At 66.2% G+C, this 19,551-nt stretch carries 23 protein-coding genes and 1 pseudogene; 11 read left to right on the top strand and 13 right to left on the bottom strand.

The window, feature by feature from the left end:
• Positions 1-188, bottom strand: a pseudogene (locus Q0A27_RS09360) (hypothetical protein); the annotation flags it as partial.
• A 51-nt stretch (positions 189-239) separates the two neighbouring features.
• On the opposite strand from Q0A27_RS09360, the gene Q0A27_RS09365 reads away from it, so the two are divergent.
• Both Q0A27_RS09365 and Q0A27_RS09370 read left to right on the top strand, forming a co-directional pair.
• The gene (locus tag Q0A27_RS09365) at positions 240-629 is read left to right on the top strand and encodes a DUF5997 family protein (protein ID WP_291474860.1); all 390 of its coding nucleotides are present in this window, start codon (positions 240-242) and stop codon (positions 627-629) included.
• A gap of 622 nt (positions 630-1,251) precedes the next feature.
• Complete coding sequence (locus tag Q0A27_RS09370) at positions 1,252-2,424, top strand: acyl-CoA dehydrogenase family protein (protein ID WP_291474862.1); 1,173 nt, start codon at positions 1,252-1,254, stop codon at positions 2,422-2,424.
• A 570-nt stretch (positions 2,425-2,994) separates the two neighbouring features.
• On the opposite strand, the gene Q0A27_RS09375 is transcribed toward Q0A27_RS09370, so the two are convergent.
• From Q0A27_RS09375 to glyA, 3 genes are read right to left on the bottom strand one after another with little or no spacing between them, the layout of a single operon-like run.
• Positions 2,995-3,780: an enoyl-CoA hydratase-related protein gene (locus Q0A27_RS09375; RefSeq protein WP_291474864.1), complete on the bottom strand. Its 786-nt coding sequence runs from the start codon at positions 3,778-3,780 to the stop codon at positions 2,995-2,997.
• A gap of 46 nt (positions 3,781-3,826) precedes the next feature.
• On the bottom strand, positions 3,827-4,426 hold the full coding sequence (locus Q0A27_RS09380) for an isochorismatase family protein (RefSeq protein WP_291474866.1): 600 nt from the start codon (positions 4,424-4,426) through the stop codon (positions 3,827-3,829).
• 9 nt (positions 4,427-4,435) lie between these two features.
• Positions 4,436-5,728: a serine hydroxymethyltransferase gene (gene glyA / locus Q0A27_RS09385; protein ID WP_291474868.1), complete on the bottom strand. Its 1,293-nt coding sequence runs from the start codon at positions 5,726-5,728 to the stop codon at positions 4,436-4,438.
• Positions 5,729-5,853: 125 nt separating this feature from the next.
• Between glyA and coaA the strand changes: the two genes are divergently transcribed.
• Positions 5,854-6,780: a type I pantothenate kinase gene (gene coaA, locus Q0A27_RS09390; RefSeq protein WP_291474869.1), complete on the top strand. Its 927-nt coding sequence runs from the start codon at positions 5,854-5,856 to the stop codon at positions 6,778-6,780.
• Positions 6,781-6,792: 12 nt separating this feature from the next.
• On the opposite strand, the gene Q0A27_RS09395 is transcribed toward coaA, so the two are convergent.
• The 3 genes from Q0A27_RS09395 to mca are packed head-to-tail and all read right to left on the bottom strand — an operon-like array spanning position 6,793 to position 8,882.
• Positions 6,793-7,548, bottom strand: coding sequence for an isoprenyl transferase (locus tag Q0A27_RS09395; protein WP_291474871.1), 756 nt, complete (start codon positions 7,546-7,548; stop codon positions 6,793-6,795).
• Positions 7,545-7,949, bottom strand: a complete 405-nt coding sequence (locus Q0A27_RS09400; RefSeq protein WP_291474873.1) for a hypothetical protein — start codon at positions 7,947-7,949, stop codon at positions 7,545-7,547. Before Q0A27_RS09400 ends, Q0A27_RS09395 begins: the two co-directional genes overlap by 4 nt.
• A 33-nt stretch (positions 7,950-7,982) precedes the next feature.
• Positions 7,983-8,882 carry a mycothiol conjugate amidase Mca gene (gene mca, locus Q0A27_RS09405; protein ID WP_291474875.1) on the bottom strand — a complete coding sequence of 300 codons (900 nt, stop codon included), beginning with the start codon at positions 8,880-8,882 and terminating at the stop codon, positions 7,983-7,985.
• A 76-nt stretch (positions 8,883-8,958) separates the two neighbouring features.
• Here mca and Q0A27_RS09410 point away from each other — a divergent pair, with 76 nt between their 5' ends.
• Entirely contained in the window at positions 8,959-9,399 is a 441-nt protein-coding gene (locus Q0A27_RS09410; RefSeq protein WP_291474877.1) for a DUF4307 domain-containing protein, read from the top strand.
• Positions 9,400-9,542: 143 nt separating this feature from the next.
• A complete protein-coding gene (greA, locus tag Q0A27_RS09415; RefSeq protein ID WP_291474879.1) occupies positions 9,543-10,064 on the top strand; it encodes a transcription elongation factor GreA in 522 nt (173 codons plus the stop codon).
• A gap of 85 nt (positions 10,065-10,149) precedes the next feature.
• On the opposite strand, the gene Q0A27_RS09420 is transcribed toward greA, so the two are convergent.
• Entirely contained in the window at positions 10,150-11,034 is an 885-nt protein-coding gene (locus Q0A27_RS09420; RefSeq protein WP_291474880.1) for a Bax inhibitor-1/YccA family protein, read from the bottom strand.
• Positions 11,035-11,230: 196 nt separating this feature from the next.
• Here Q0A27_RS09420 and Q0A27_RS09425 point away from each other — a divergent pair, with 196 nt between their 5' ends.
• Both Q0A27_RS09425 and Q0A27_RS09430 read left to right on the top strand, forming a co-directional pair.
• A complete protein-coding gene (locus tag Q0A27_RS09425; protein WP_291474881.1) occupies positions 11,231-12,814 on the top strand; it encodes a succinic semialdehyde dehydrogenase in 1,584 nt (527 codons plus the stop codon).
• A 33-nt stretch (positions 12,815-12,847) separates the two neighbouring features.
• Positions 12,848-13,603, top strand: a complete 756-nt coding sequence (locus Q0A27_RS09430) for a class I SAM-dependent methyltransferase (protein ID WP_291474883.1) — start codon at positions 12,848-12,850, stop codon at positions 13,601-13,603.
• A gap of 6 nt (positions 13,604-13,609) precedes the next feature.
• Here the strand turns inward: Q0A27_RS09430 and Q0A27_RS09435 are convergent, their stop codons facing one another.
• Positions 13,610-14,287 carry an SDR family oxidoreductase gene (locus tag Q0A27_RS09435; RefSeq protein ID WP_291474884.1) on the bottom strand — a complete coding sequence of 226 codons (678 nt, stop codon included), beginning with the start codon at positions 14,285-14,287 and terminating at the stop codon, positions 13,610-13,612.
• A 45-nt stretch (positions 14,288-14,332) separates the two neighbouring features.
• On the opposite strand from Q0A27_RS09435, the gene Q0A27_RS09440 reads away from it, so the two are divergent.
• Together Q0A27_RS09440 and Q0A27_RS09445 are read left to right on the top strand one after the other, a co-directional pair.
• Entirely contained in the window at positions 14,333-14,575 is a 243-nt protein-coding gene (locus tag Q0A27_RS09440) for a hypothetical protein (RefSeq protein WP_291474886.1), read from the top strand.
• Between the two features lie 76 nt (positions 14,576-14,651).
• Positions 14,652-15,272, top strand: a complete 621-nt coding sequence (locus Q0A27_RS09445; protein ID WP_291474888.1) for a superoxide dismutase family protein — start codon at positions 14,652-14,654, stop codon at positions 15,270-15,272.
• Positions 15,273-15,347: 75 nt separating this feature from the next.
• Here Q0A27_RS09445 and Q0A27_RS09450 read toward each other — a convergent pair whose 3' ends face one another.
• Both Q0A27_RS09450 and map read right to left on the bottom strand, forming a co-directional pair.
• Positions 15,348-16,595 (bottom strand): ATP-binding protein, encoded by a 1,248-nt coding sequence (locus Q0A27_RS09450; RefSeq protein ID WP_291474890.1) that lies wholly within the window; start codon positions 16,593-16,595, stop codon positions 15,348-15,350.
• Positions 16,596-16,745: 150 nt separating this feature from the next.
• Positions 16,746-17,507: a type I methionyl aminopeptidase gene (gene map / locus Q0A27_RS09455; protein ID WP_291474893.1), complete on the bottom strand. Its 762-nt coding sequence runs from the start codon at positions 17,505-17,507 to the stop codon at positions 16,746-16,748.
• 38 nt (positions 17,508-17,545) lie between these two features.
• Here map and Q0A27_RS09460 point away from each other — a divergent pair, with 38 nt between their 5' ends.
• Entirely contained in the window at positions 17,546-17,821 is a 276-nt protein-coding gene (locus Q0A27_RS09460) for a helix-turn-helix transcriptional regulator (RefSeq protein WP_291474894.1), read from the top strand.
• 16 nt (positions 17,822-17,837) lie between these two features.
• On the opposite strand, the gene Q0A27_RS09465 is transcribed toward Q0A27_RS09460, so the two are convergent.
• The gene (locus Q0A27_RS09465; protein ID WP_291474896.1) at positions 17,838-18,110 is read right to left on the bottom strand and encodes a hypothetical protein; all 273 of its coding nucleotides are present in this window, start codon (positions 18,108-18,110) and stop codon (positions 17,838-17,840) included.
• A gap of 57 nt (positions 18,111-18,167) precedes the next feature.
• On the opposite strand from Q0A27_RS09465, the gene Q0A27_RS09470 reads away from it, so the two are divergent.
• Positions 18,168-18,908, top strand: coding sequence for a VOC family protein (locus Q0A27_RS09470; RefSeq protein WP_291474897.1), 741 nt, complete (start codon positions 18,168-18,170; stop codon positions 18,906-18,908).
• Between the two features lie 68 nt (positions 18,909-18,976).
• Here Q0A27_RS09470 and Q0A27_RS09475 read toward each other — a convergent pair whose 3' ends face one another.
• Positions 18,977-19,429, bottom strand: coding sequence for a WYL domain-containing protein (locus Q0A27_RS09475; RefSeq protein ID WP_291474899.1), 453 nt, complete (start codon positions 19,427-19,429; stop codon positions 18,977-18,979).
• Positions 19,430-19,551 lie beyond the last annotated feature (122 nt).

Raw genomic sequence — 19,551 nt, forward strand, 5'->3', positions numbered from 1 at the left:
ACACCCCCCTCCCAGCCTTCACCGGGGAATCGCACGATGCCGATATCCGCCGCCCCCGACAGCACGTGGGCAAGCGGATCGTCCGACTGCGCGCCGGCCGCCTGCCACCCGTCGATACGCTCGTCGAACCGGGAGAACCACTTGCCTGGGACCACACCCGGCGCAAAGACGACCCTGAGATAGCTCATGGCGTCATCCTATCGGTCCCGGTGACGCCTCCCCCACTACACTGGACGACCATGAGCGACGCGAACCGTATGAAGCCGCAGACCGCAGCGAAGAAGCTGAACATCTACCTCCCCGCGACCCCGGCGGAGTTCCAGGAGACCCCGCTGACGCACGACGAGTTCGTGGCCCTGCAGTCCGACCCGCCGGAGTGGCTGCGGACCCTGCGCCGCGAGGGGCCGTTCCCCCGCCCGGAGGTGGCCCGCAAGCTGGGCATCACCATCACCGCACTGAAGGCCAATGACGCCGATCAGCCGCTGACCGCCACCGAGATCAGGGCCCTGCTCCAGGACCAGCCGGAATGGCTGCGCACCGCCCGTACCGCACTGGCCACCCGTCGTACCGGAGAGGGTAAGGGACGCGACGCCGCCGATGATGCTGCCACCGACACCGACGAGGACTAGTTCCGGGCAAAGACTGAGGCCCCGCCTCCCTGGGTGACGAGCCAGGGAGGCGGGGCCTCAACAGTGGAAGGGCCCGGATCGCGGGTGACGAATCCGCGGGGGCTCAAGCTTCCGTTCGCCGCCACTGACAGGTGAACTGCAGCCCAGGGTGCGCGTTGGAGGTGCCGCAGCCACGTTCCGTTCGTCCGGTGAGAAGAGGAAGCCGGAGGTCTCGGACCGGGGCTGAATACCCTGGATTCCACCTGCCGTTGCGGCTGATCCACAACTGCAGTGCGCCGTAGGTGACTAGCCTTCGACACGTCCATGAGGTTAGCGAGACCTAAAGCGGCGTGTCAACAATTCAGCAACACAAATGTTGCGTAATTGACCCTCGTGCGCCGCCAGCAGCCTGTGACCTGCACGTTATACAGAAAGCGCTGGCGCTTTTGCGTCCACCCCCGCACTCCACCCCCGGGGGAATCCACGGCCCCCACCTTGCATCCCTGTTGCATTTTCCGTCCCGGATGCGGATACTATAAATTTGTAATCACCAGAGAGACGCAGGTCACATGGTTTCCCAAAGTGAGTTTCATCCCACTGCCTGACGTCCTCATCCCTGCACCCTCCCCGAGGAAAGGTCGACATGAAGAACTTCCTGCCCCGCACCATCTTCAACGAAGAACACGACATGTTCCGCGAAACCTGCCGCAGCTTCGTCGATACCGAGATCCGTCCGAACGTGGACAAGTGGCACGAGCAGGGCTTCTGCGACCGCTCCATGTACCAGGCCGCCGGTGAGCTCGGCCTGTTCGGCATCACCTCCCCCGAGGAGTTCGGTGGCGGCGGAATGCCCGACTACCGCTTCAACGCGATTCTCTCCGAGGAGCTCGCCGAGGCCGACTGCGGTTCCGTCATCGTCTCCATCCAGGTCATCAACGACCTGGTGATCCCCTACCTCGAGCGCTTCGCCACCGACGAGCAGAAGAAGAAGTACCTCGCTCCGCTGTGCTCCGGTGAGAAGATCGGCGCCATCGCCATGACCGAGCCGGGAGCCGGCGCCGACCTTGCCGGCATCCGCACCACCGCGCTGAAGAACGACGAGGGCAACTTCGTCCTCAACGGTTCCAAGACCTTCATCTCCAACGGCGTCCAGGCCGACTTCACCCTCGTCGTCGCCATCACCGACCCGTCCCAGGGCCGCGCCGGCGTCTCCATCCTCATCGTGGACGCCGAGACCGAGGGTTTCACAAAGACCGGTCCGCTGAAGAAGGTCGGCCTCAAGGCCCAGGACACCGCCGAGCTCAACTTCGAGAACGCCGTCGTCCCCGCCGAGAACGTCCTCGGCGAGGAAGGTGCCGGCTTCGGTTACCTGCGCACCAACCTGGCCCAGGAGCGCGTCTCCATCGCCGTCGGCTCCATCGCCACCTCCCGCCGCGCCTTCGACCTGGTCTACCAGCACTCCCAGGACCGCAAGACCTTCGGCAACCGTCTCGTCGACCACCAGGCCTACCGCTGGGAGCTGGCCAAGATGGCCACCGAGATCCAGTCCGCCCAGTCCTTCGTCGACGCCGCCGTCGAGGCCAAGGTCAAGGGTGAGCTCGACGAGGTCACCGCTTCCATGGCCAAGTACCTCACCACCGAGCTGCAGATCAAGGTCGTCAACACCGCCCTGCAGCTGCACGGTGGCTACGGCTTCATGATGGAGTACCCCATCGCCACCCACTACCTCGATTCCCGCGTCCAGCCGATCTACGGCGGCCCGAACGAGATCATGCTGGAGATCATCTCCCGCCGCCTCGCCAAGGGCATCAAGTAAGCCCGAGGTTCCCCGTGTACGGGCCCTGACCGGAATTCACCCGGCCAGGGCCCGTTCTGCGTCGGTCCCCTGCGTCCGCGGCTGCTCCAGCGCATGCCGGGAGTCACACAACAACAGGGCAGGACGCCCGGGATGCCTGCGCGTCACAGCAGTGAGTGCCTTCACCGCTCCCCGGTACTCAGCCTGGGTCGCCCCGCACTGCAGGAGTCCGCCACTGCCCGCGTCGCCGGTACCGGCAACCCAGCCGAAGCACTTCTCCTCCGTTCGGGACGAGTTGCGGGACGTCGGCCACGAGGCATCGGAACAGACAGTGACAGGGACCGGGCCGATACCGGACACCGCCGCCCAGGGGAACCCGGCGATGTCCCGGCACAGTTGCTCATCCTCGGTGAGAAGATGCGGCGGGGTTCGGTGACGCAGATGAGCATCCCACTACCGGTGGGGGTGCGTGGACGTGCGGCAAGGGCGCCAGGGCTGATCGGCGTGGTCATGGGCTGCACCCTGATGCCGGGTCGGGACAGGCCTGTGCCGTTCTCGGACAGGAGCGTCGAACTGCACTCCCGCCGAACGCTACTCGCCGATGAAGTGCGGGGCGCGCTTCTCCAGGAAGGCCGCCATGGCTTCGACGTGGTCGGCGGTGGTGAACAGCCGCAGCTGCGCGTCCCCCTCCTCGTCGGCGCGGGTGTTGACCGCCGCCGCGTCCCGCACCAGCGCCTTGATCTCCCGGTAGGACGCCGTAGGTCCGGTCGAGAAGCGCTGCGCCAGACCGGCCACGGTGTCCGCCAGTTCCTCCGGCTCCACCACGGTGGTCACGATTCCCAGGGCGGCAGCCTGCTCGGCAGGGATCTTCTCGTCGAACAGCAGCAGCTCCAGGGCCCTGGTCTGGCCGACCGCATCTGTGAGCGACTGCGACAGGCCGCAGTCCGAGGCCAGCCCCACCCCGGAGAACGCCCCCTTGAAGCTCGCGGCAGAGGACATGACGCGAAAGTCACAGGCCATGGCGATACCCCAGCCCGCACCGGCGGCCGGCCCCTGGACCGCTGCAATCACCGGCACCGGGATGGACAGCAGGGCCGCCATCATCGGGTTGTATTCCTCGACGACCTTGGTCGATCCGGTGCCCTCGCGGGCGTCCACCAACTGCTCCTTGAGATCCTGACCGGAGCAGAAGGCCTTCCCGGCGGCCTGCAGCACGACCGTCCGCACCGGCCCGCCGGTAGCGGAATCCTCGGCGGCGGCGGTGAAGGCCTCGATCAACGCGAGCCGCAGATCACGGTTCAGCGAATTGTAGGCGTCCGGACGGTTGACGGTGATGGTGCGGACGCCGTCGGCATCCGTGATCTCGACAAGGCTCATGCCCGTCAGATTACCGCGTGGGGCCTCCGGCCGTGACCGGATCCGATCACGTGTTCGGGGAGATGACGTCCGTGGATTCAACCAGTTCCACCCCGACATAGGCCATCTGGTTGAAGGCGACCGCCCCCGGCCCCGGCGTCACCTCGGCACAGAGATCGGTCAGGGCACGCACCCCGAACTCCTCGGCGACGGCGTCCAGTGCGGTAGCTCGCACGCAGAAGTCCGTGGCGATACCGCAGACGTCCACGTCGGTCACACCCCGGTCACGCAGCCAGTCGGCGAGCGTCTCCTCACCGCCCGCCAGATGCCCCTCGAAACCGGAGTAGGCGGCGGTGTACTCGCCCTTGAGGAACCAGGCGTCGATCAGCGAGGTGTCGAGATCCGGGTGGAGCTCTGCGCCGTGGGTCCCGACCACGCAGTGCACCGGCCAGGTCTCCTCGAAGTCCGGCTCGGTGCCCGCCGGGGCGAAGTGCCCCTCGGGGTCGATGTGGTGGTCCTTCGTCCCGACCACGGCGGTGTAGGTGTGGGCAGGTACCGACCGCAGATACGCGGAGACCGCCGCCGCCACCTCCGCCCCTCGGGCAGTCCCCAGAGCACCCCCGGGGCAGAAATCATTCTGGATGTCGACGACGATCAGTGCGCGCATTCTGTCTCCCTAGACCAGCTTCCAGTCCTCGAGGCCCGGGTACAGCGGGAAGTCCGCGGCGACCTTGTCGACCCGGGCACGCAGCGCGGCGGTGTCCGCATTCTTCCCCTGGGCCAGGGCGGTACCGATAATGTCCGCGACCTCGGTGAAGGCGGCGGAGTCCAGGCCACGGGAGGCCAGGGCCGGGGTACCGATACGCAGACCGGAGGTGACCATCGGCGGGCGCGGGTCGAAGGGCACGGCGTTGCGGTTGACGGTGATGCCGACCTCGTGCAGCAGGTCCTCCGCTTCCTGGCCGTTGAGCTCGGAGTTGCGCAGGTCGACGAGCACGAGGTGCACGTCGGTGCCACCGGTGAGCACCTGCACGCCGGCGTCCACGGTGTCCTGGGCGGCGAGACGCTCGGCGAGGATCTTCGCACCCTCGAGGGTGCGGGCCTGACGGTCACGGAAGTCGTCGGTCTGGGCGATCTTCATGGAGACGGCCTTGGCGGCGACGGCGTGCATCAGCGGGCCACCCTGCTGACCCGGGAAGACGGAGGAGTTGATCTTCTTGGCGTACTCCTGCTTCGCCAGGATCATGCCGGAGCGCGGGCCACCGAGGGTCTTGTGGACCGTGGTGGAGACGACATCGGCGTGCGGCACCGGCGACGGGTGCAGACCGGCGGCGACCAGGCCGGCGAAGTGGGCCATGTCGACCCACAGCTTCGCGCCGACCTCGTCGGCGATGGAACGGAAGGCCTCGAAGTCCTGGTGACGCGGGTACGCGGACCAGCCTCCGATGATGACCTGCGGCTTCTCGGCGATGGCCTGTTCACGGACCTTGTCCATGTCCAGACGCATGGTCTCCGGGTCAACCTCGTAGGCGGCGACCTCGTAGAGCTTGCCGGAGAAGTTCAGCTTCATACCGTGGGTGAGGTGGCCACCGTGGGCGAGGGACAGGCCCATGATCTTGTCACCCGGGTTGGCCAGCGTCATCAGCACGGCAGCGTTGGCCTGTGCACCGGAGTGCGGCTGGACGTTGGCGAAATCGGCACCGAAGACAGCCTTCGCACGGTCCCGGGCGAGGTCTTCGATGATGTCGACGTTCTCGCAGCCACCGTAGTAGCGGCGACCCGGGTAGCCCTCGGCGTACTTGTTGGTGAGGACGGAGCCCTGGGACTGGAGGACGGCGCGCGGAACGAAGTTCTCGCTGGCGATCATCTCGAGGGTGTCCCGCTGGCGGGAGAGTTCACCGGCGATGGCGGCGGCCACCTCCGGGTCAAGTTCCCCGAGGGGAAGGTTGTGCTGGGTGGTGTCGGTCATCGGTGGAGTACCTCTCACAGGTCTGCAACTACGGATCACCGCACATCCTATCCTGCCCAGGTCCGCCGCGGACCCGGAGCGTCCCCGGTTTGGTCCTCACCCCTGTGTGAGAGGACAATACGCACGTGTCCGAGACCTTCCCCGACGTGAGTCCCTTCATCTCCCTTGACCGCGCCCAGTGGCAGACGCTGCGGCGTTCCATGCCGCAGGTGCTCAGCGAGGAGGAGCTCGAGGAACTCCGCGGCATCGGTGAGGACATCGATCTCGAGGAGGTCAGCGAAATCTACCTCCCGCTGTCCCGGTTGATCGACCTGCGGTTCCAGGCGATCCGCAAGCTCAACGAGACAACCGGAACCTTCCTCGGCGAAGGCATGCCCCATGTCCCGTTCATCATCGGTGTCTCCGGGTCGGTGGCCGTCGGCAAGTCCACCACAGCCCGCCTGCTCCAGGTGCTGCTGCAACGCTGGGAGTCCACCCCGCGGGTGGACCTGGTCACCACCGACGGTTTCCTCTACCCCGCCGCCGAGCTCAACCGACGCCACATGATGGGGCGGAAGGGCTATCCGGAGAGCTACGACCAGCGCGCGCTGATGCAGTTCGTCACCGCGGTGAAGTCCGGGGCAGCCGAGGTCCCGGCCCCGATGTACTCCCACGAGACCTACGACCGGCTGGACGAGGTCCACGTCGTCGACCGTCCCGACATCCTCATCATCGAGGGTCTCAACGTGCTGCAGACCGGTCCGTCGCTCATGGTCTCCGACCTCTTCGACTTCTCCGTCTACGTGGACGCCGACCGCGCCGACATCGAGCGCTGGTACATCGACCGCTTCCTCAAGCTGAAGAACTCGGCGTTCCGGAACCCCGGCGCCCACTTCCACTACTACGCGGGCCTGTCCGACGAGGACGCCCGCACCGTCGCCCGTGAGATCTGGCAGACCACCAACCTGCCGAACCTGGTGGAGAACATCCTGCCGACCCGCGTCCGGGCGTCCCTGGTCATGACGAAGGGGCCGGACCATCTCGTCGAGACGGTCCGGATGAGGAAGATCTAGTAGATCTAGAACCTACTTCCCGAAGCGTCGCTGCCGCGTGGAGAAGTCACGCAGCGCCCGGAGGAAGTCCATGCGCCGGAACGCCGGCCAGTAGGTCTCGGTGAACCAGATCTCCGAGTACGCCGACTGCCACAGCAGGAAGCCCGACAGCCGCTGCTCCCCTGACGTCCGGATCACCAGGTCGGGGTCGGCCTGGCCCGAGGTGTAGAGATGCTCGGTGAGCGAGTCGACCGTGATCCGTTCCGGGATCTCCGCCGCGGGGACGCCCTGCCCGGCAAGGTCGGCGATGAGCTCGCGGACGGCGTCCACCACCTCCTGGCGTCCGCCGTACCCGACGGCGATGTTGACGCGCACGCCCTTGTTGTCACGGGTGCGTTCCTCGGCTTCGGAGAGCCGGTCACAGAGTTCCTGCGGCAGCAGCTCGGCACGTCCGATCACCCGGAGGCGGAAGTCGCCCTTCGCTGAGGCGATCTCGTCGGAGACATCCCCGATGATCTCCATGAGCAGTTCCAGCTCGTCGGCACCACGGCCGAGGTTCTCCGTGCTCAGCAGGTACACGGTGACCGTGTCGATCCCCTGCTCCTCGCACCAGCCGACGACCTCGACGATCTTCTTCGCCCCGACCCGGTGGCCGTGGGTGACGTCGGTGAAGCCGTTCTCCCGGGCCCAACGACGGTTGCCGTCACACATGATGGCGACATGGGACGGCCGCGGACGACCCTTCATGAAGCGGATCAGCCGCTGCTCGTAGAGCCGGTGGAGGATCAAGGACGGCCACCCCTGGTGATGTCGTCGGAGTCCGGGTTGTCACCGTCACCGTACTGCGCGGCGAGTTCCTCCGGTTCCTCCAGTGGCCAGGCCTGGGCATCGACCTCGTCATCGTTGAGTCCCTGGTCGGCGGCCATGGCCGCGTCGACGGCCTCGATGTCGAAGGGGTCCATGTCATGCTTGTCGGCGTACTCGCGACGCCGGGTCATGGCCTTCATCCGGCGGTTGAACAGCACGCCGATGGTGAGGATCGCCGCCAGCAGTGCCACGATCACCAGCAGACCGACCGGGGACGCCTTGCCGAAGTCCGGCCCCTCGGGTCCGGTCTTCTCCGCCTGGGCGAGGACGGTGTAGCCGAGTGACTCGGCCTGGGCGGTGACGGGGTGAAGATCCTGCAACATGTGCTCCAGAGTATCGGAGGGAACGGGCCTGCCCTAGTCGGGCACAACTCCTGCGAAGAGGTCGTCCTCGGGGACGGGTGCCGGGACGCGGGACGCGGCGAGTTCGAATTCCTCGGTCGGCCAGACCTGCTCCTGCAGTTCCGTCGGCACGGCGAAGAACGGCCCCTCGGGGTCGATCTGGGTGGCGTGGGCACGCAGGGCTGCGTCCCGCCGGACGAACCAGGGGGCGCAGGCGACCTGTGTGGTCACCCGCGGCATGATGTCGGGGACGTCGTTCCAGCGTTCCAGGGCACTTGCCGCGGTGAGATGACCGGCCTCCTCCTCAGCCTGGGCGAGCAGTTCGAAACGACGCCGGATGAACCCGTGGGTGTAGTACATCTTCTGCACCGTCCACGGCTCACCGAGATCGGGTCGGTAGTCGGGGTCACCGGAACGCTCCCAGGCCCGGACACTTACCGCATGGGTCTTGATGTGGTCCGGATGGGGGTACCCGCCGTTCTCGTCGTAGGTGATGATCACGTGCGGCCGGAACTCGCGGAAGACCTTCACCATCCTGGCGGTGGCTTCCTCGGTGTCCGCCAGGGCGAAGCATCCCTCGGGCAGCGGGGGCAGTGGGTCACCCTCCGGAAGGCCGGAGTCGATGTACCCGAGCCACTCCTGCTCCACTCCGAGAATCTCGGCGGCGCGCGCCATCTCCTCGATGCGGATCTCGTGCATGTGCTCGACCACTCCGGGCCGGTCCATGGCCGGGTTGAGGATGCTGCCACGCTCTCCACCGGTACAGGTCAGCACCTTCACCGTCACGCCCTCGTCGGCGTACCGGGCCATCGTCGCCGCCCCCTTGCTCGATTCGTCATCGGGGTGCGCGTGGACGGCAAGCAGGCGGAGACCCGCACGGCCTGCCGCGGAGACGTTGAATGACATAACAGCCATTCAACAACGCCTCACCCGTGGCGTCCAACTACCGGCAATTCCCGCTCCCCGGACATCGGGACCTAGGATGGACGCCATGAGTCCCCAGAACAAGGCGTCCTACGGCGCCAGTGACCAGAACGCCCGCGGAGTCAGCGGAAAGTTCCTCGTCATCGGCATCGTCGGCGTCCTGATCGTCGCCGGCGTCTTCATCTGGTCCCAGTGGCGCAACAGTTCCGACGCCGACGTCACCGCCTCCGTCGCCGGATTCTCGGACAACGAAGATGACTCAATCATGATGAACCTCGACGTCACCCGGGACGACACCTCCAAGCCCGCCTACTGCATCGTCACCGCGATGAACTTCGACAAGGCAGAGGTGGGACGCCGTGAGGCCGTCGTCGCCGCCGGCGGCAACGAGAACACCCGGCTGCAGATCAAGGTCCCGACCCGCGAGCAGGCCGTCGCCACCGACGTCTACGGCTGCTCTTCGGTGTTCCCCTCCTATCTCGACGACAGCACCACCACCGAGGACTGACCGGGCACTGACGCAGCACTGACGCAGCACTGACGCAGGCCAGACCGGGGTGGGGGCCGGCCCGGTGCTAGACTGTGCGGCGAACAAGACGTGGCAGTTCCCTGCCACGTCAAAGGTCTACCCGCAGGAGGACTCGACCGGACATGGCCGACAATCAGACGACCTGGCTGACCCAGGAATCCTACGACCGGCTCAACGACGAGCTGGCCGCCCTCAAGGGCAACCGTCCCGCGCTCGCCGCCGAGATCAACGAGCGTCGTGAAGAGGGCGACCTCAAGGAGAACGGTGGCTACCACGCCGCCCGCGAGCAGCAGGGCCAGGAGGAGGCCCGCATCGTCTACCTTGAGGAACTCCTCGACAACGCCACCATCGGTGAGGCCCCGGCGGAGTCCGGCGTCGCTCTCGTCGGTTCCGTGGTCCACGTCTACTACGACGGCGACGAGGACGACAAGGAGACCTTCCTCATCGGAACCCGTGGTCTCGAATCCTCCAACCCCGATCTGGAGACCTACTCCACCGACGCCCCGCTGGGCGCCGCCCTCGTCGGAGCCAAGGAGGGCGAGACCCGCGAGTACGCCGCCCCCAACGGCAGCAAGATCTCCGTCACCCTCGTGACCGCGGAACCATACGACCCGGACCGCGACATCCCGCGCGCCGAGCAGTAGGCAGCCAGGCGGTACAGTCGCCACACACGACAGAGCCCCGTCCGGAACCAGGTTCCGGACGGGGCTCTCTGTGCGGTTACAGCTGTCAGTCGTTGTTGAGGTACGACAGCAGGCGGAGGATCTCGGTGTACAGCCAGACCAGGGTGACCGCCAGGCCGAGGGCGACGCCCCAGGCCATCTTGGACGGTGCACCGGCGCGGATCAGCTGGTCTGCCTGATCGAAGTCCACCAGGAAGCTCATGGCGGCTAGACCGATGCAGACCAGGGAGAAGATGATGGCGATGGTGCCACCGTCGCGCAGCGGGCTCGCCTCACCGGTGAACAGCACCATCAGCAGGTTACCGAGGGCCAGGACGCAGACGCCGATGAGGGCGCTGATCAGGATCTTGGTGAACTTCGGGGTGACACGGATCGCCCCGGTCTTGTAGACCACCAGCATGCCGGCGAAGACGCCGACCGTGCCGAGGATCGCCTGGAAGATGATCGCGCCGCCGTCACCGCCGCCGACGGTGATTCTGTCGGCGAAGATCCAGGTGAACCCACCGACGAACAGTCCTTCAAAGGCCGCGTAGGTCAGCGTGACTGCCGCAGAACCGTACTTCTTGCCGAAGGAGGAGACCAGGACGGCGATGAAACCGCCGATGGCACCGACGAAGGTCAGCCCCATGGCCAGGCCGGGGTTGCTGTTTCCGACGATGAAGTTGACGATGGCGAAGACGACGATGACACCAAGTGTCATGGCGGTCTTGGTGACGACGTCATCGACGGTCATCGGCCGGTCGGCGTCCTTCACCGGGACGCCGTAGTTCGGGGACTGCTGGTACCCGGGCTGGGCGGCGTAGGGGTTCTGGGCGTAACCCGGCTGGGAGTATCCCCCCTGGGCACCGCCCTGATAGGCCATGGCCTGGGCCCGCTGGGACTCGGCTGTGGCCTTGGTCAGCGAACTCATGTACGGGTTCGAGCTTTTCACTGTCTGGGACCTTTCTGGGGACGCCGTGGGCGTCACGCGGGTGTGTGACCCCGGGGGACGCACGGTGAACGCGGTTATCTCGTGGTTCTCATACTAACAACGGACGACCCGCCCGCTGTGTTCCCGGGGAGGCTTCTGTAGTCCGGATTCCGATTCCCCGCACGCGTCGCCGGATCGTCGGATAGTGTTTGCCAACATGACTATCAAGCGACTTCCCTACGGCGCACTCCCTGACGACTTCGCCACGGAACTGCGCGGACTCACCGTCAATGCCGTCACCGGAAATCTTGACTCCGGCGACCGAATCGAGATTGAGGGCCCGTTCACCGGAGAGACCATCGGCTGGGTAGGCCGAGGCACCGAGGACGAGGTCACCGAGGCCTTCACCCGCGCCCGCGCGGCCCAGAAGATCTGGGCGAAGACCTCCTACAAGGAGCGCGGGAAGATCCTGCTGCGCTTCCACGACCTGGTGGTCAAGCACCGCGAGCTCATCATGGACCTCGTGCAGCTGGAGACCGGCAAGAGCCGCGACTCGGCGTACGAGGAGGTCCTCCACACCGCCATCACCGCCCGTTACTACGGAAACCACGTCGGTGCGATCCTCAAGCCGAAGCACCACACCGGCGTCATCCCGGTGCTCACCAAGTCCACCGAGCACCACCTCCCGAAGGGCGTCATCGGCCAGATCGCCCCGTGGAACTACCCGCTGACCCTGGGGATCTCCGACTCCCTGCCCGGTATCGCCGCCGGCAACGCCCTGGTCGCCAAGCCGGACTCCTCCACCCCCTTCACCTCCCTGCTGGCCTTCAAGCTGCTCTTCGAGGCCGGAATGCCGCGCAACGTCGTCCAGCTCGTCACCGGCCCGGGCCGCGTGGTCGGCAACGCCATCGCCGAGACCTGTGACTACCTCATGTTCACCGGCTCCACCGCCACCGGCAAGACCCTCGGCGAGATCGCCGGTCGCCGTCTCATCGGCTTCTCCGCGGAGCTCGGCGGCAAGAACCCGCTGATCGTCACCGAGAACGCCGACGTGGACAAGATCGTCGACGGGGTCGTCACCGGCTGCTTCGCGAACTCCGGCCAGCTCTGCGTCTCCATCGAGCGGATCTACGCCCACGAGAACGTCTACGACGAGTTCGTCGAGAAGTTCGGCAAGGCCACCTCCGATCTGAAGCTCGGCGCAGGCTTCGACTGGAGTGCCGGGATGGGTTCACTGGCCGGTGCCTCCCAGGTCGCGACCGTCGAGAAGTACGTCGACGACGCGAAGGACAAGGGGGCCAAGGTCGTCACCGGTGGCAGGGCACGCCCGGACCTGGGCCCCTACTTCTACGAGCCCACCGTGTTCACCGATGTCTCCGACGAGGTCCTGCTCAAGCGCGAGGAGGTCTTCGGCCCGGTCGTCTACGTCGAGAAGGTCGGCTCCCACGCCGAAGCCGTCGAGAAGGCCAATGACACCGCCTACGGTCTCAACTCCTCGGTCTGGGGGCCGTCGAAGGAGGCCAACGAGGTCGCCGCACAGATCTACTCCGGCACGGTCGGCGTCAACGACGGGTACGCCGCCGCCTTCGCCTCCGTCGACAACGAGATGGGTGGCACGCAGGAGTCCGGCCAGGGCCGTCGCCAGGGGCACTACGGCATGCTGAAGTACACCGAGTCCCAGAACATCACCGAGCAGCGGCTCATCCCGATCCGCGGCCCGAAGTTCCTCTCGGCCAAGCCCTACGCCGCCGTGATGTCCCTGCTTCTTGTGGTGGGCAAGAAGACGAAGATCCTGCGCTAGGTTCTTCCGGTCCGGCAGGTAGGCTCCGGAGTCATGGACAGGGAGCTGGGGGCCGTGCAACGTCGGCACTGGGACGCCGACGCCGCGCGGTACCACGAGGACCACGCCGACTACCTGGACACCTTCTACTGGTGTCCGGAGCGGCTCACCGAGACAGAGGCCCGGTTCCTGGGGGATCCGGTGGACCTGGCGGGACGCACCGTCGTCGAGGTCGGCTGCGGTTCCGCCCCGTGTGCCGCCTGGCTCGCCCGCCGTACCTCGGCGCACGTGGTGGGCTTCGATATCTCGCACGGCATGCTCACCCGTGCCCCGCAGGTCGACGGGCTGCACCTGCTCCAGGCGGACGCCGCATCCCTCCCCTTCGCCGAGGACGCCGCCGACGTGGTCTTCTCGTCCTTCGGCGGCTACCCCTTCCTCTCCGACCTGGACGCCGCGATGGCGGAGGTAGCCCGGGTGCTGCGGCCGGGCGGTCGGGGCGTCATCGCGGTGAACCATCCCGGCGCATGGATCTTCCCCGATGACCCGGACGAACTGACGGCGGCCATCCCCTACTTCCAGGACGCCTACCTGGAGTGGGAGCGTGACGACCCGGCAGATTCGGGCGCGCTGCGTTACGCCGAGTTCCACCACACCATGGGCGACTGGGTGAGGGCCTTCGCCACCGCCGGCCTGCGGTTGGTCGATCTGGTCGAGCCGGAGTGGCGGGAGGGGACGCCGACCTGGGGCCAGTGGTCGGCGGTGCGAGGCGAGATCTTCCCCGGTACCGCGATCTTCGTACTGGAGAACTGACTGTGATCAGCCATGCACCGGGCGGACGGTGATCTCCTCTATGACGGACTCCTCGGTCGTGTCGACGGCGAACCTCACCGCAGCGGCAACAGATTCTGGGCGGACGTAGAGTGAGCCGTCGTAGTCGGTGTTTCCGCGGTGCGCCTGCAGGGCGACCTGCATCTCCGTGTCGACCCGTCCCGGGTGGACCGAGCTGACGCGGACCCGGCCACGCTCCTCCTCGCGCAGAGCGTCGGTGAAGGCCCGCAGTGCGAACTTCGTCCCGCAGTACTGGGACATGGTCGGCGCGGAGCGGTGCCCGGACCCGGAATTGACGGTGACCAGAGTGCCGCCCGCGGCGCGGAGAGCCGGCAGCAGCAGGCGGGTCAGCTCGGCGACACCGAAGACATTGACCCGGAACATCCGCTCCCAGCCCTCCCAATCCGTGTCTTCCACCGGGGTGTCCCAGGCCAGACCTGCGGAATGGACGAGTACGTCGAGCCGTTCCAGACCCTCGTTCTCGAGGCGGGTCACGGCGTCGGCGATGGACGTCGGGTCGGAGAGGTCTGCGTCCTCACTGGACCAGGAGATGACGCGGTGGGTGCGGGCGAGGTCGGCGACCACGGCAGCACCGATGCCGCGGGAGCCTCCCGTGACGAGGGCGACGGGAAGGTCAGCAGAGCCGGTATCGTGGGTGTCAGTCATGGCCACGAGCCTAATCTCCGGTCGTCGCTCCTGAAAGGACACACCATGCTAGGAACCGCTCTCACCACTCTCATCCTCGGCGCGATCGCCGGGGTCGGCGCCTGGTGGGCCGCCGACCAGAACCGGTGGGGTTGGTCGTTCATCCTCGGCGCGCTGACCCTGGTCTTCGCCGTCGTCGCGATCACCACCGCCTTCGCCGGGGCGGTCGCCCTGATCTTCAAGCTGCTGCCGATCCTGCTGATCATCCTGGTCGGATGGCTCGGAATCAAGCAGCTGCAGAACAAGTAGGCTGCGGTCGTCACGGGAGGTCCGTACCGTGGATGGGACACGGTAGCAGATCCCGATCACCAGGAAGGTGAATCCCGTGCGACTTCCGACCAGATCATCCGCCGTAGCAGCCGCCGCGGCGACAGTCCTCGTCCTCGGCGCGTGCAGCAGCGACAACAACGACGACGGAAACACCACCGACGACGCGAGCACCACCGCCTATGCGACCGCGGACGTCACCAACGCCGACGGGGACGCCCTCGGCACCGCCAGCGTCAGCGAGGACAGTTTCGCCTCCGACGCCACAGAACTGACCGTCTCCTTCACCGGACTCGAACCCGGCATGTACGGCATGCACATCCATGCGGTCGGCCAGTGCGAGACCGACAGTGAGTCCCCCGACGGCTCGGACACCGGTGACTACCTCTCGTCCGGCAGCCACATGGACGCCGATGACCACGACCACCCGTCCCACGGCGGCGATCTCCCGGCCCTGCTGGTCAAGGAGGACGGCACCGCCTCACTCACCGTCTCCACCGACCGCGTGACCAAGGAGAATCTCCTCGATGACGACGGCTCCGCGCTGATCATCCACGAGTCCCCGGACAACTACGGCAATATCCCGGAGCGCTATGCCCCGGACGGGCCGGACGAGGATTCCCTGAAGACCGGCGACGCCGGTGGACGCCAGGCCTGCGGAGTGTTCGAGGCGGCGTGACCCCGCCCCGCCGGTGACGGGTTCGGTCCGGTGGTCAGTGCGCGCCGAGCCTTCCCGACCGGGGTGCGGTGAGCATCATGGCCCGAGAAGCGCGAGCGGAACGACTGCGATGCCATCTGGGCGCCGATACGCCGTCGTACCCGTGGTGATGACGACCAGATCCGCGATCCTGTCCGGCATCTGGTCCCGCAACCAGTGAAGATGCCGGACATCAGCAGCATCCACCTGACCCGCGAGCTTCACCTCGATCGCGAGGATCTGCCCGTCGATGCCCTGAACGATCAGGTCTATCTCGTGCGCCCCGCTGTCCACACGGAGATGACTGACGGTAGCCTGCTCCGTCTGCGCCAGCACCCGGACCCCGAGCGTTACCAGGGACTCGAACAGCGGACCTGCCATGTGAGCACCCACCGGTCCGAGCAGGGCCGACGCGGACAGGTCGAGGAGCCGCGCCGCGAGCGCGGGATCCGCCAACTGGTGTTTCGGCGCCTGCTGGAGTCTGCGGATCGCATTGTTCGCCGGAATCCATCCGGGGACCGGGTCCAGCAACCAGAGCTGGGTGAGGTGCTCCCGGTACGCGATCGTTGTCGTCTTCGCTGGCTGAGTACCGTCGCCGCCGGTCGTCGAATCCAGTATCCGGGAGTAAGACGCGGTGGAGGATGAAGCGGCGGCGTAGGCAGCGAGCCATCTTCGCAACGTCTCCGGGCGCCGGACGGCATATCCCTGGTCAGGCAGGTCCCTGTCGATGACGCGCTGAAGGTAAGCACTGAGCAAACCGGCTCTCAGCCGGTCAGGTGCCTGCATGATGCCGGGGAATCCGCTACGCACGATCTCGAAGGCGTAGTCGGGAAGCGCGAACTCGGTATTCCCCTGAACTGCCACTTGTCCCTTGAGCAGTCCGGAGAAGGACACTGTCTGGTCAACTACGCCACGCTCGTGGAGACCCATGGGGCGCATACGCAAGGACAGGATCCGTCCGGCACCGCTGTGCGTGCCGCTCGGATCGACGGGCGCAGCAGACCCGGTCAGGAGGAAGCGTCCTGCTGGCGCACCGTCATCGACGTGGCGTCGCACTGAATCCCGGATCTGCGGAAGTTTCTGCCATTCATCAAGAAGAGCGGTCCCCGGAGAGAGCGAGCTGAGAGCGAAGTCGGCGCGAGCGATCTCCCGTTGAGAAGGGTCGTCAAGAGACCAGGTCACGTCAGCACGACGTCGGGCGGTGCATGTCTTTCCGACGCCCTTTGGGCCGTCAATGGCCAGGGCGGGCACGACGGGAAGTCGTTCGTCCAGCTCACTGTCGATCGATCGACGTAGGTAGTCCATATTCGCTCTTTCACCAGCCACAACGTGGTCTACACTACCCTTTTCGGCGCATATACGCTACCGTTCTCGGACCTTCTACACTACCATTTTCACCGTGCCGTGTGGCTTGCGAGACACTTCTCCAGAGCCCACAAACGCACGACCACTCCGTCAAATCGCCGTCAGAATCTCCCCTCTGTCAGGGCGAATGACCACAGTGTGCTCACTGTGGGCGGCGCGTGACCCGTCCGCGGTGACGACTGTCCAGCCATCGTTGTCAATGCCCACCCGGTCGGTACCCGCAAACCACGGCTCGATGGCGAAGGTCATCCCCTCCTGGAGCTCCAGCCCACGGTGCGCCTTTCCGACATTCGGAATCACCAGGTCACCATGCATGTGTCGCCCGATGTCATGCCCGCCGTACTCGGCGTTCGGTCGGATTCCGTAGTTCCTCGCAACCGCGCCGATGGCATGCGAAATGTCGCCGAGGCGGTTGCCTGCCTTGGCGGCGGCGATGCCCGCATCGAGTGCGACCTGGGTTGCTTCGATGAGTCGCGCATCCTCCTCCCGGGGTGTCCCGGCAATGACGGAGACTGCACTGTCACCACACCAGCCGTCGAGACTGACAGCGAGGTCGATGCTCAGCAGATCGCCGTCGGCAAGAACTGTCGGGTGCGGAAGACCGTGGAGTGCACCGTCATTGAGGGAGAGACAGACGGTGTTGCGGAACGGGCCATCACCGAAGTCAGGGGCGTAGTCCCAGTAGCAGGACTCCGCCCCTGCCTCGCGGATCATTTCACGGCACCGGTACTCCAGGTCCATGAGGTTGACGCCCGGTTGCGTCATACCACTGAGCTCGGCGAGGATCCGGGCCACCAGGCGTCCCGCCTCCCGCATCTTCTCGATCTCTGCCGCTGTCTTGATTTCTACCATGGTCGGTACAATAATACCGGTAGACGAAAGGGGCAACCGTGGTCAGAAATCCACTCACAGAAGCAGAGATCGAAGCCGGTCGTCGCGTCGGTCAGATTCTCCGGGATGCCAGGACCTGCGCTGACCTCACGCTCACCACAGTTGCCGCGAAAGCCGGTATCTCTGCGGAGACTCTGCGAAAAATCGAGACAGGGCGGCTCCCCTCCCCCGCATTCGGCACTATCGTCCGCCTGTGCGCTGCCCTTGAACTGGATATCCGCGACGTAGCGGACGGGTGGGCGCACCTCACCGCAAGCACGGCGTCTGCCGTGTGAGAGCTGCCGACAGTGACTAGCCGTCGGGGACGCCGCGCAATCCGATGACCAGCAGATCAGCAGTAACACCCTGTGGTTCAACAGTGCCGGCGTCCTCGGATTCAACCTCGGTGCGCTCTCCGCGACCCGGCCCGACATCGTCGGCCGCTACCTGCGCCCGGCGCTTGCGCTCGTCGCCTCCGGTGACGTGACTGTGCAGCTCACCGGTCGCGCACCGATCGAGGACGCCCCGCGCGTCCTCGGAGACCTCCGCGCCGGACGCACCACCGGGAAGATGGTATTCGTTCACGGGTAGCCGACCACGCAGGGGATTCACCGTAAGGTTAGGCCATGCTACAAAGGTCCCATGACGACGCCACCACCCGCCGCCTTCGACCACCTCATCCACTGGGTCACTGACCTCGACACCACCATGGCGTCCTACAACAACGCCGGCCTCACCACCCACCTCGCCCTGACCATGCCCGGCTTCCGCAACGCCGCCTGGGGCATCGACGACGCACGCTATGTCGAACTCGCCGCCGTCGACGACTGGGACACCGTCGAGACCTCGAAATACGCCCGCGGCCTGCAGGTACTTCGTCCGGCGATCGACGCTCTCGACGGCGAGGGACCCCTGACCTTCGCCGTGAACGTCCCCGACATCCAGGCCACCATCGATCGGCTCCGCGCCACAGGGCACGACATCATCATCGACGAGGTCTGGCTCGAGGACCACCAGGGAGGATTCACCGAGGTCCACGTCACTGATACTCCACACGTCGCCCCCTTCTTCATCGCCTACAACCCACCGCGTGAGGTCATCACACAGATGCGTACCGAACATCGCGCGTCGAACGGTGTGGTTTTCGACCCGGACCGACCTCAGCTGGTCGCCCTTCTCGTCGGCAGCAGCACCCCGGAGCAGGACGCCGCCTCCCTCGCCGAACTCATCGGTTGCGACGTCCGCGGCACGACAGTGGAACTCCCGGACGCGGAGGTCCGGTTCAGAGCCGACGCCCCCGAAGGGTTGTACGGTATCGCGGTCAGCAACTTCGGGGACGAACCAGTCGAGATCGCCGGGCTGAAGATCTGCCCGGAGTTGTGAGCCTGCCCGGCATAATGTGCGGGACCCGTAGTCACCGACGTGCCGTGCCGAAGGAACAGCAGGTCACATCAGTTTCTTTCGTACCGTGAGAGAATCGCCCGAGACAGGTCCACCACCAGTCGCCGCGCCTCCTCCGGTGCAGTCACCTCGATGCTGTTCCCGAACTGCAGCAGTTGCCGTACTCCACCGATCTCCGTGTACTCCACACTGATCTTCACGGTGTCCGGGTCCGCACTGTCCTCTACTGCGGTGAGCCGTGACCCGAGAATGCGCCGCGCGATGTCCAGCCGGCTACGGTGCAGCTCCGCGGTGACAACGACCGTCTCCTTCGGCTGCTCCAGATTCCGGGCCAGTTGCTCCACCACAGAGTCCAGCGACGCCCCTGGCCGGAGTCTCCGCGGTGCGTCCACAACCGTCCATGCCGCGAGCCTCTCGACCGCGTACTGGCGGGGCGTGCCGTCCCGGTCCGCAACCAGATACCGGCGTCCACCCCGGTGATCCGCAGCAGTTCCGTCAGACACGGGTCAAACGCGCCCCACCCGACCGGCACCTGGCCGGTCATCGCCGCACACGCTACGGACGTCGACCTCCACAACCTCGGACTGGGCGGCAGTGCGCTGCTGGACCCGTTCGTCGCCCGCAC

This window comes from Corynebacterium sp., from assembly GCF_022712275.1.
Lineage (GTDB): Bacteria > Actinomycetota > Actinomycetes > Mycobacteriales > Mycobacteriaceae > Corynebacterium.

Coding starts and splice junctions, on each gene's coding strand:
- Q0A27_RS09365 (WP_291474860.1), top strand. CDS start 240: ATGAGCGACGCGAACCGTATGAAGCCGCAGACCGCAGCGAAGAAGCTG.
- Q0A27_RS09370 (WP_291474862.1), top strand. CDS start 1,252: ATGAAGAACTTCCTGCCCCGCACCATCTTCAACGAAGAACACGACATG.
- Q0A27_RS09375 (WP_291474864.1), bottom strand. CDS start 3,780: ATGAGCCTTGTCGAGATCACGGATGCCGACGGCGTCCGCACCATCACC.
- Q0A27_RS09380 (WP_291474866.1), bottom strand. CDS start 4,426: ATGCGCGCACTGATCGTCGTCGACATCCAGAATGATTTCTGCCCCGGG.
- glyA (WP_291474868.1), bottom strand. CDS start 5,728: ATGACCGACACCACCCAGCACAACCTTCCCCTCGGGGAACTTGACCCG.
- Q0A27_RS09400 (WP_291474873.1), bottom strand. CDS start 7,949: ATGTTGCAGGATCTTCACCCCGTCACCGCCCAGGCCGAGTCACTCGGC.
- mca (WP_291474875.1), bottom strand. CDS start 8,882: ATGGCTGTTATGTCATTCAACGTCTCCGCGGCAGGCCGTGCGGGTCTC.
- Q0A27_RS09410 (WP_291474877.1), top strand. CDS start 8,959: ATGAGTCCCCAGAACAAGGCGTCCTACGGCGCCAGTGACCAGAACGCC.
- greA (WP_291474879.1), top strand. CDS start 9,543: ATGGCCGACAATCAGACGACCTGGCTGACCCAGGAATCCTACGACCGG.
- Q0A27_RS09425 (WP_291474881.1), top strand. CDS start 11,231: ATGACTATCAAGCGACTTCCCTACGGCGCACTCCCTGACGACTTCGCC.
- Q0A27_RS09430 (WP_291474883.1), top strand. CDS start 12,848: ATGGACAGGGAGCTGGGGGCCGTGCAACGTCGGCACTGGGACGCCGAC.
- Q0A27_RS09435 (WP_291474884.1), bottom strand. CDS start 14,287: ATGACTGACACCCACGATACCGGCTCTGCTGACCTTCCCGTCGCCCTC.
- Q0A27_RS09440 (WP_291474886.1), top strand. CDS start 14,333: ATGCTAGGAACCGCTCTCACCACTCTCATCCTCGGCGCGATCGCCGGG.
- Q0A27_RS09450 (WP_291474890.1), bottom strand. CDS start 16,595: ATGGACTACCTACGTCGATCGATCGACAGTGAGCTGGACGAACGACTT.
- map (WP_291474893.1), bottom strand. CDS start 17,507: ATGGTAGAAATCAAGACAGCGGCAGAGATCGAGAAGATGCGGGAGGCG.
- Q0A27_RS09470 (WP_291474897.1), top strand. CDS start 18,168: ATGACGACGCCACCACCCGCCGCCTTCGACCACCTCATCCACTGGGTC.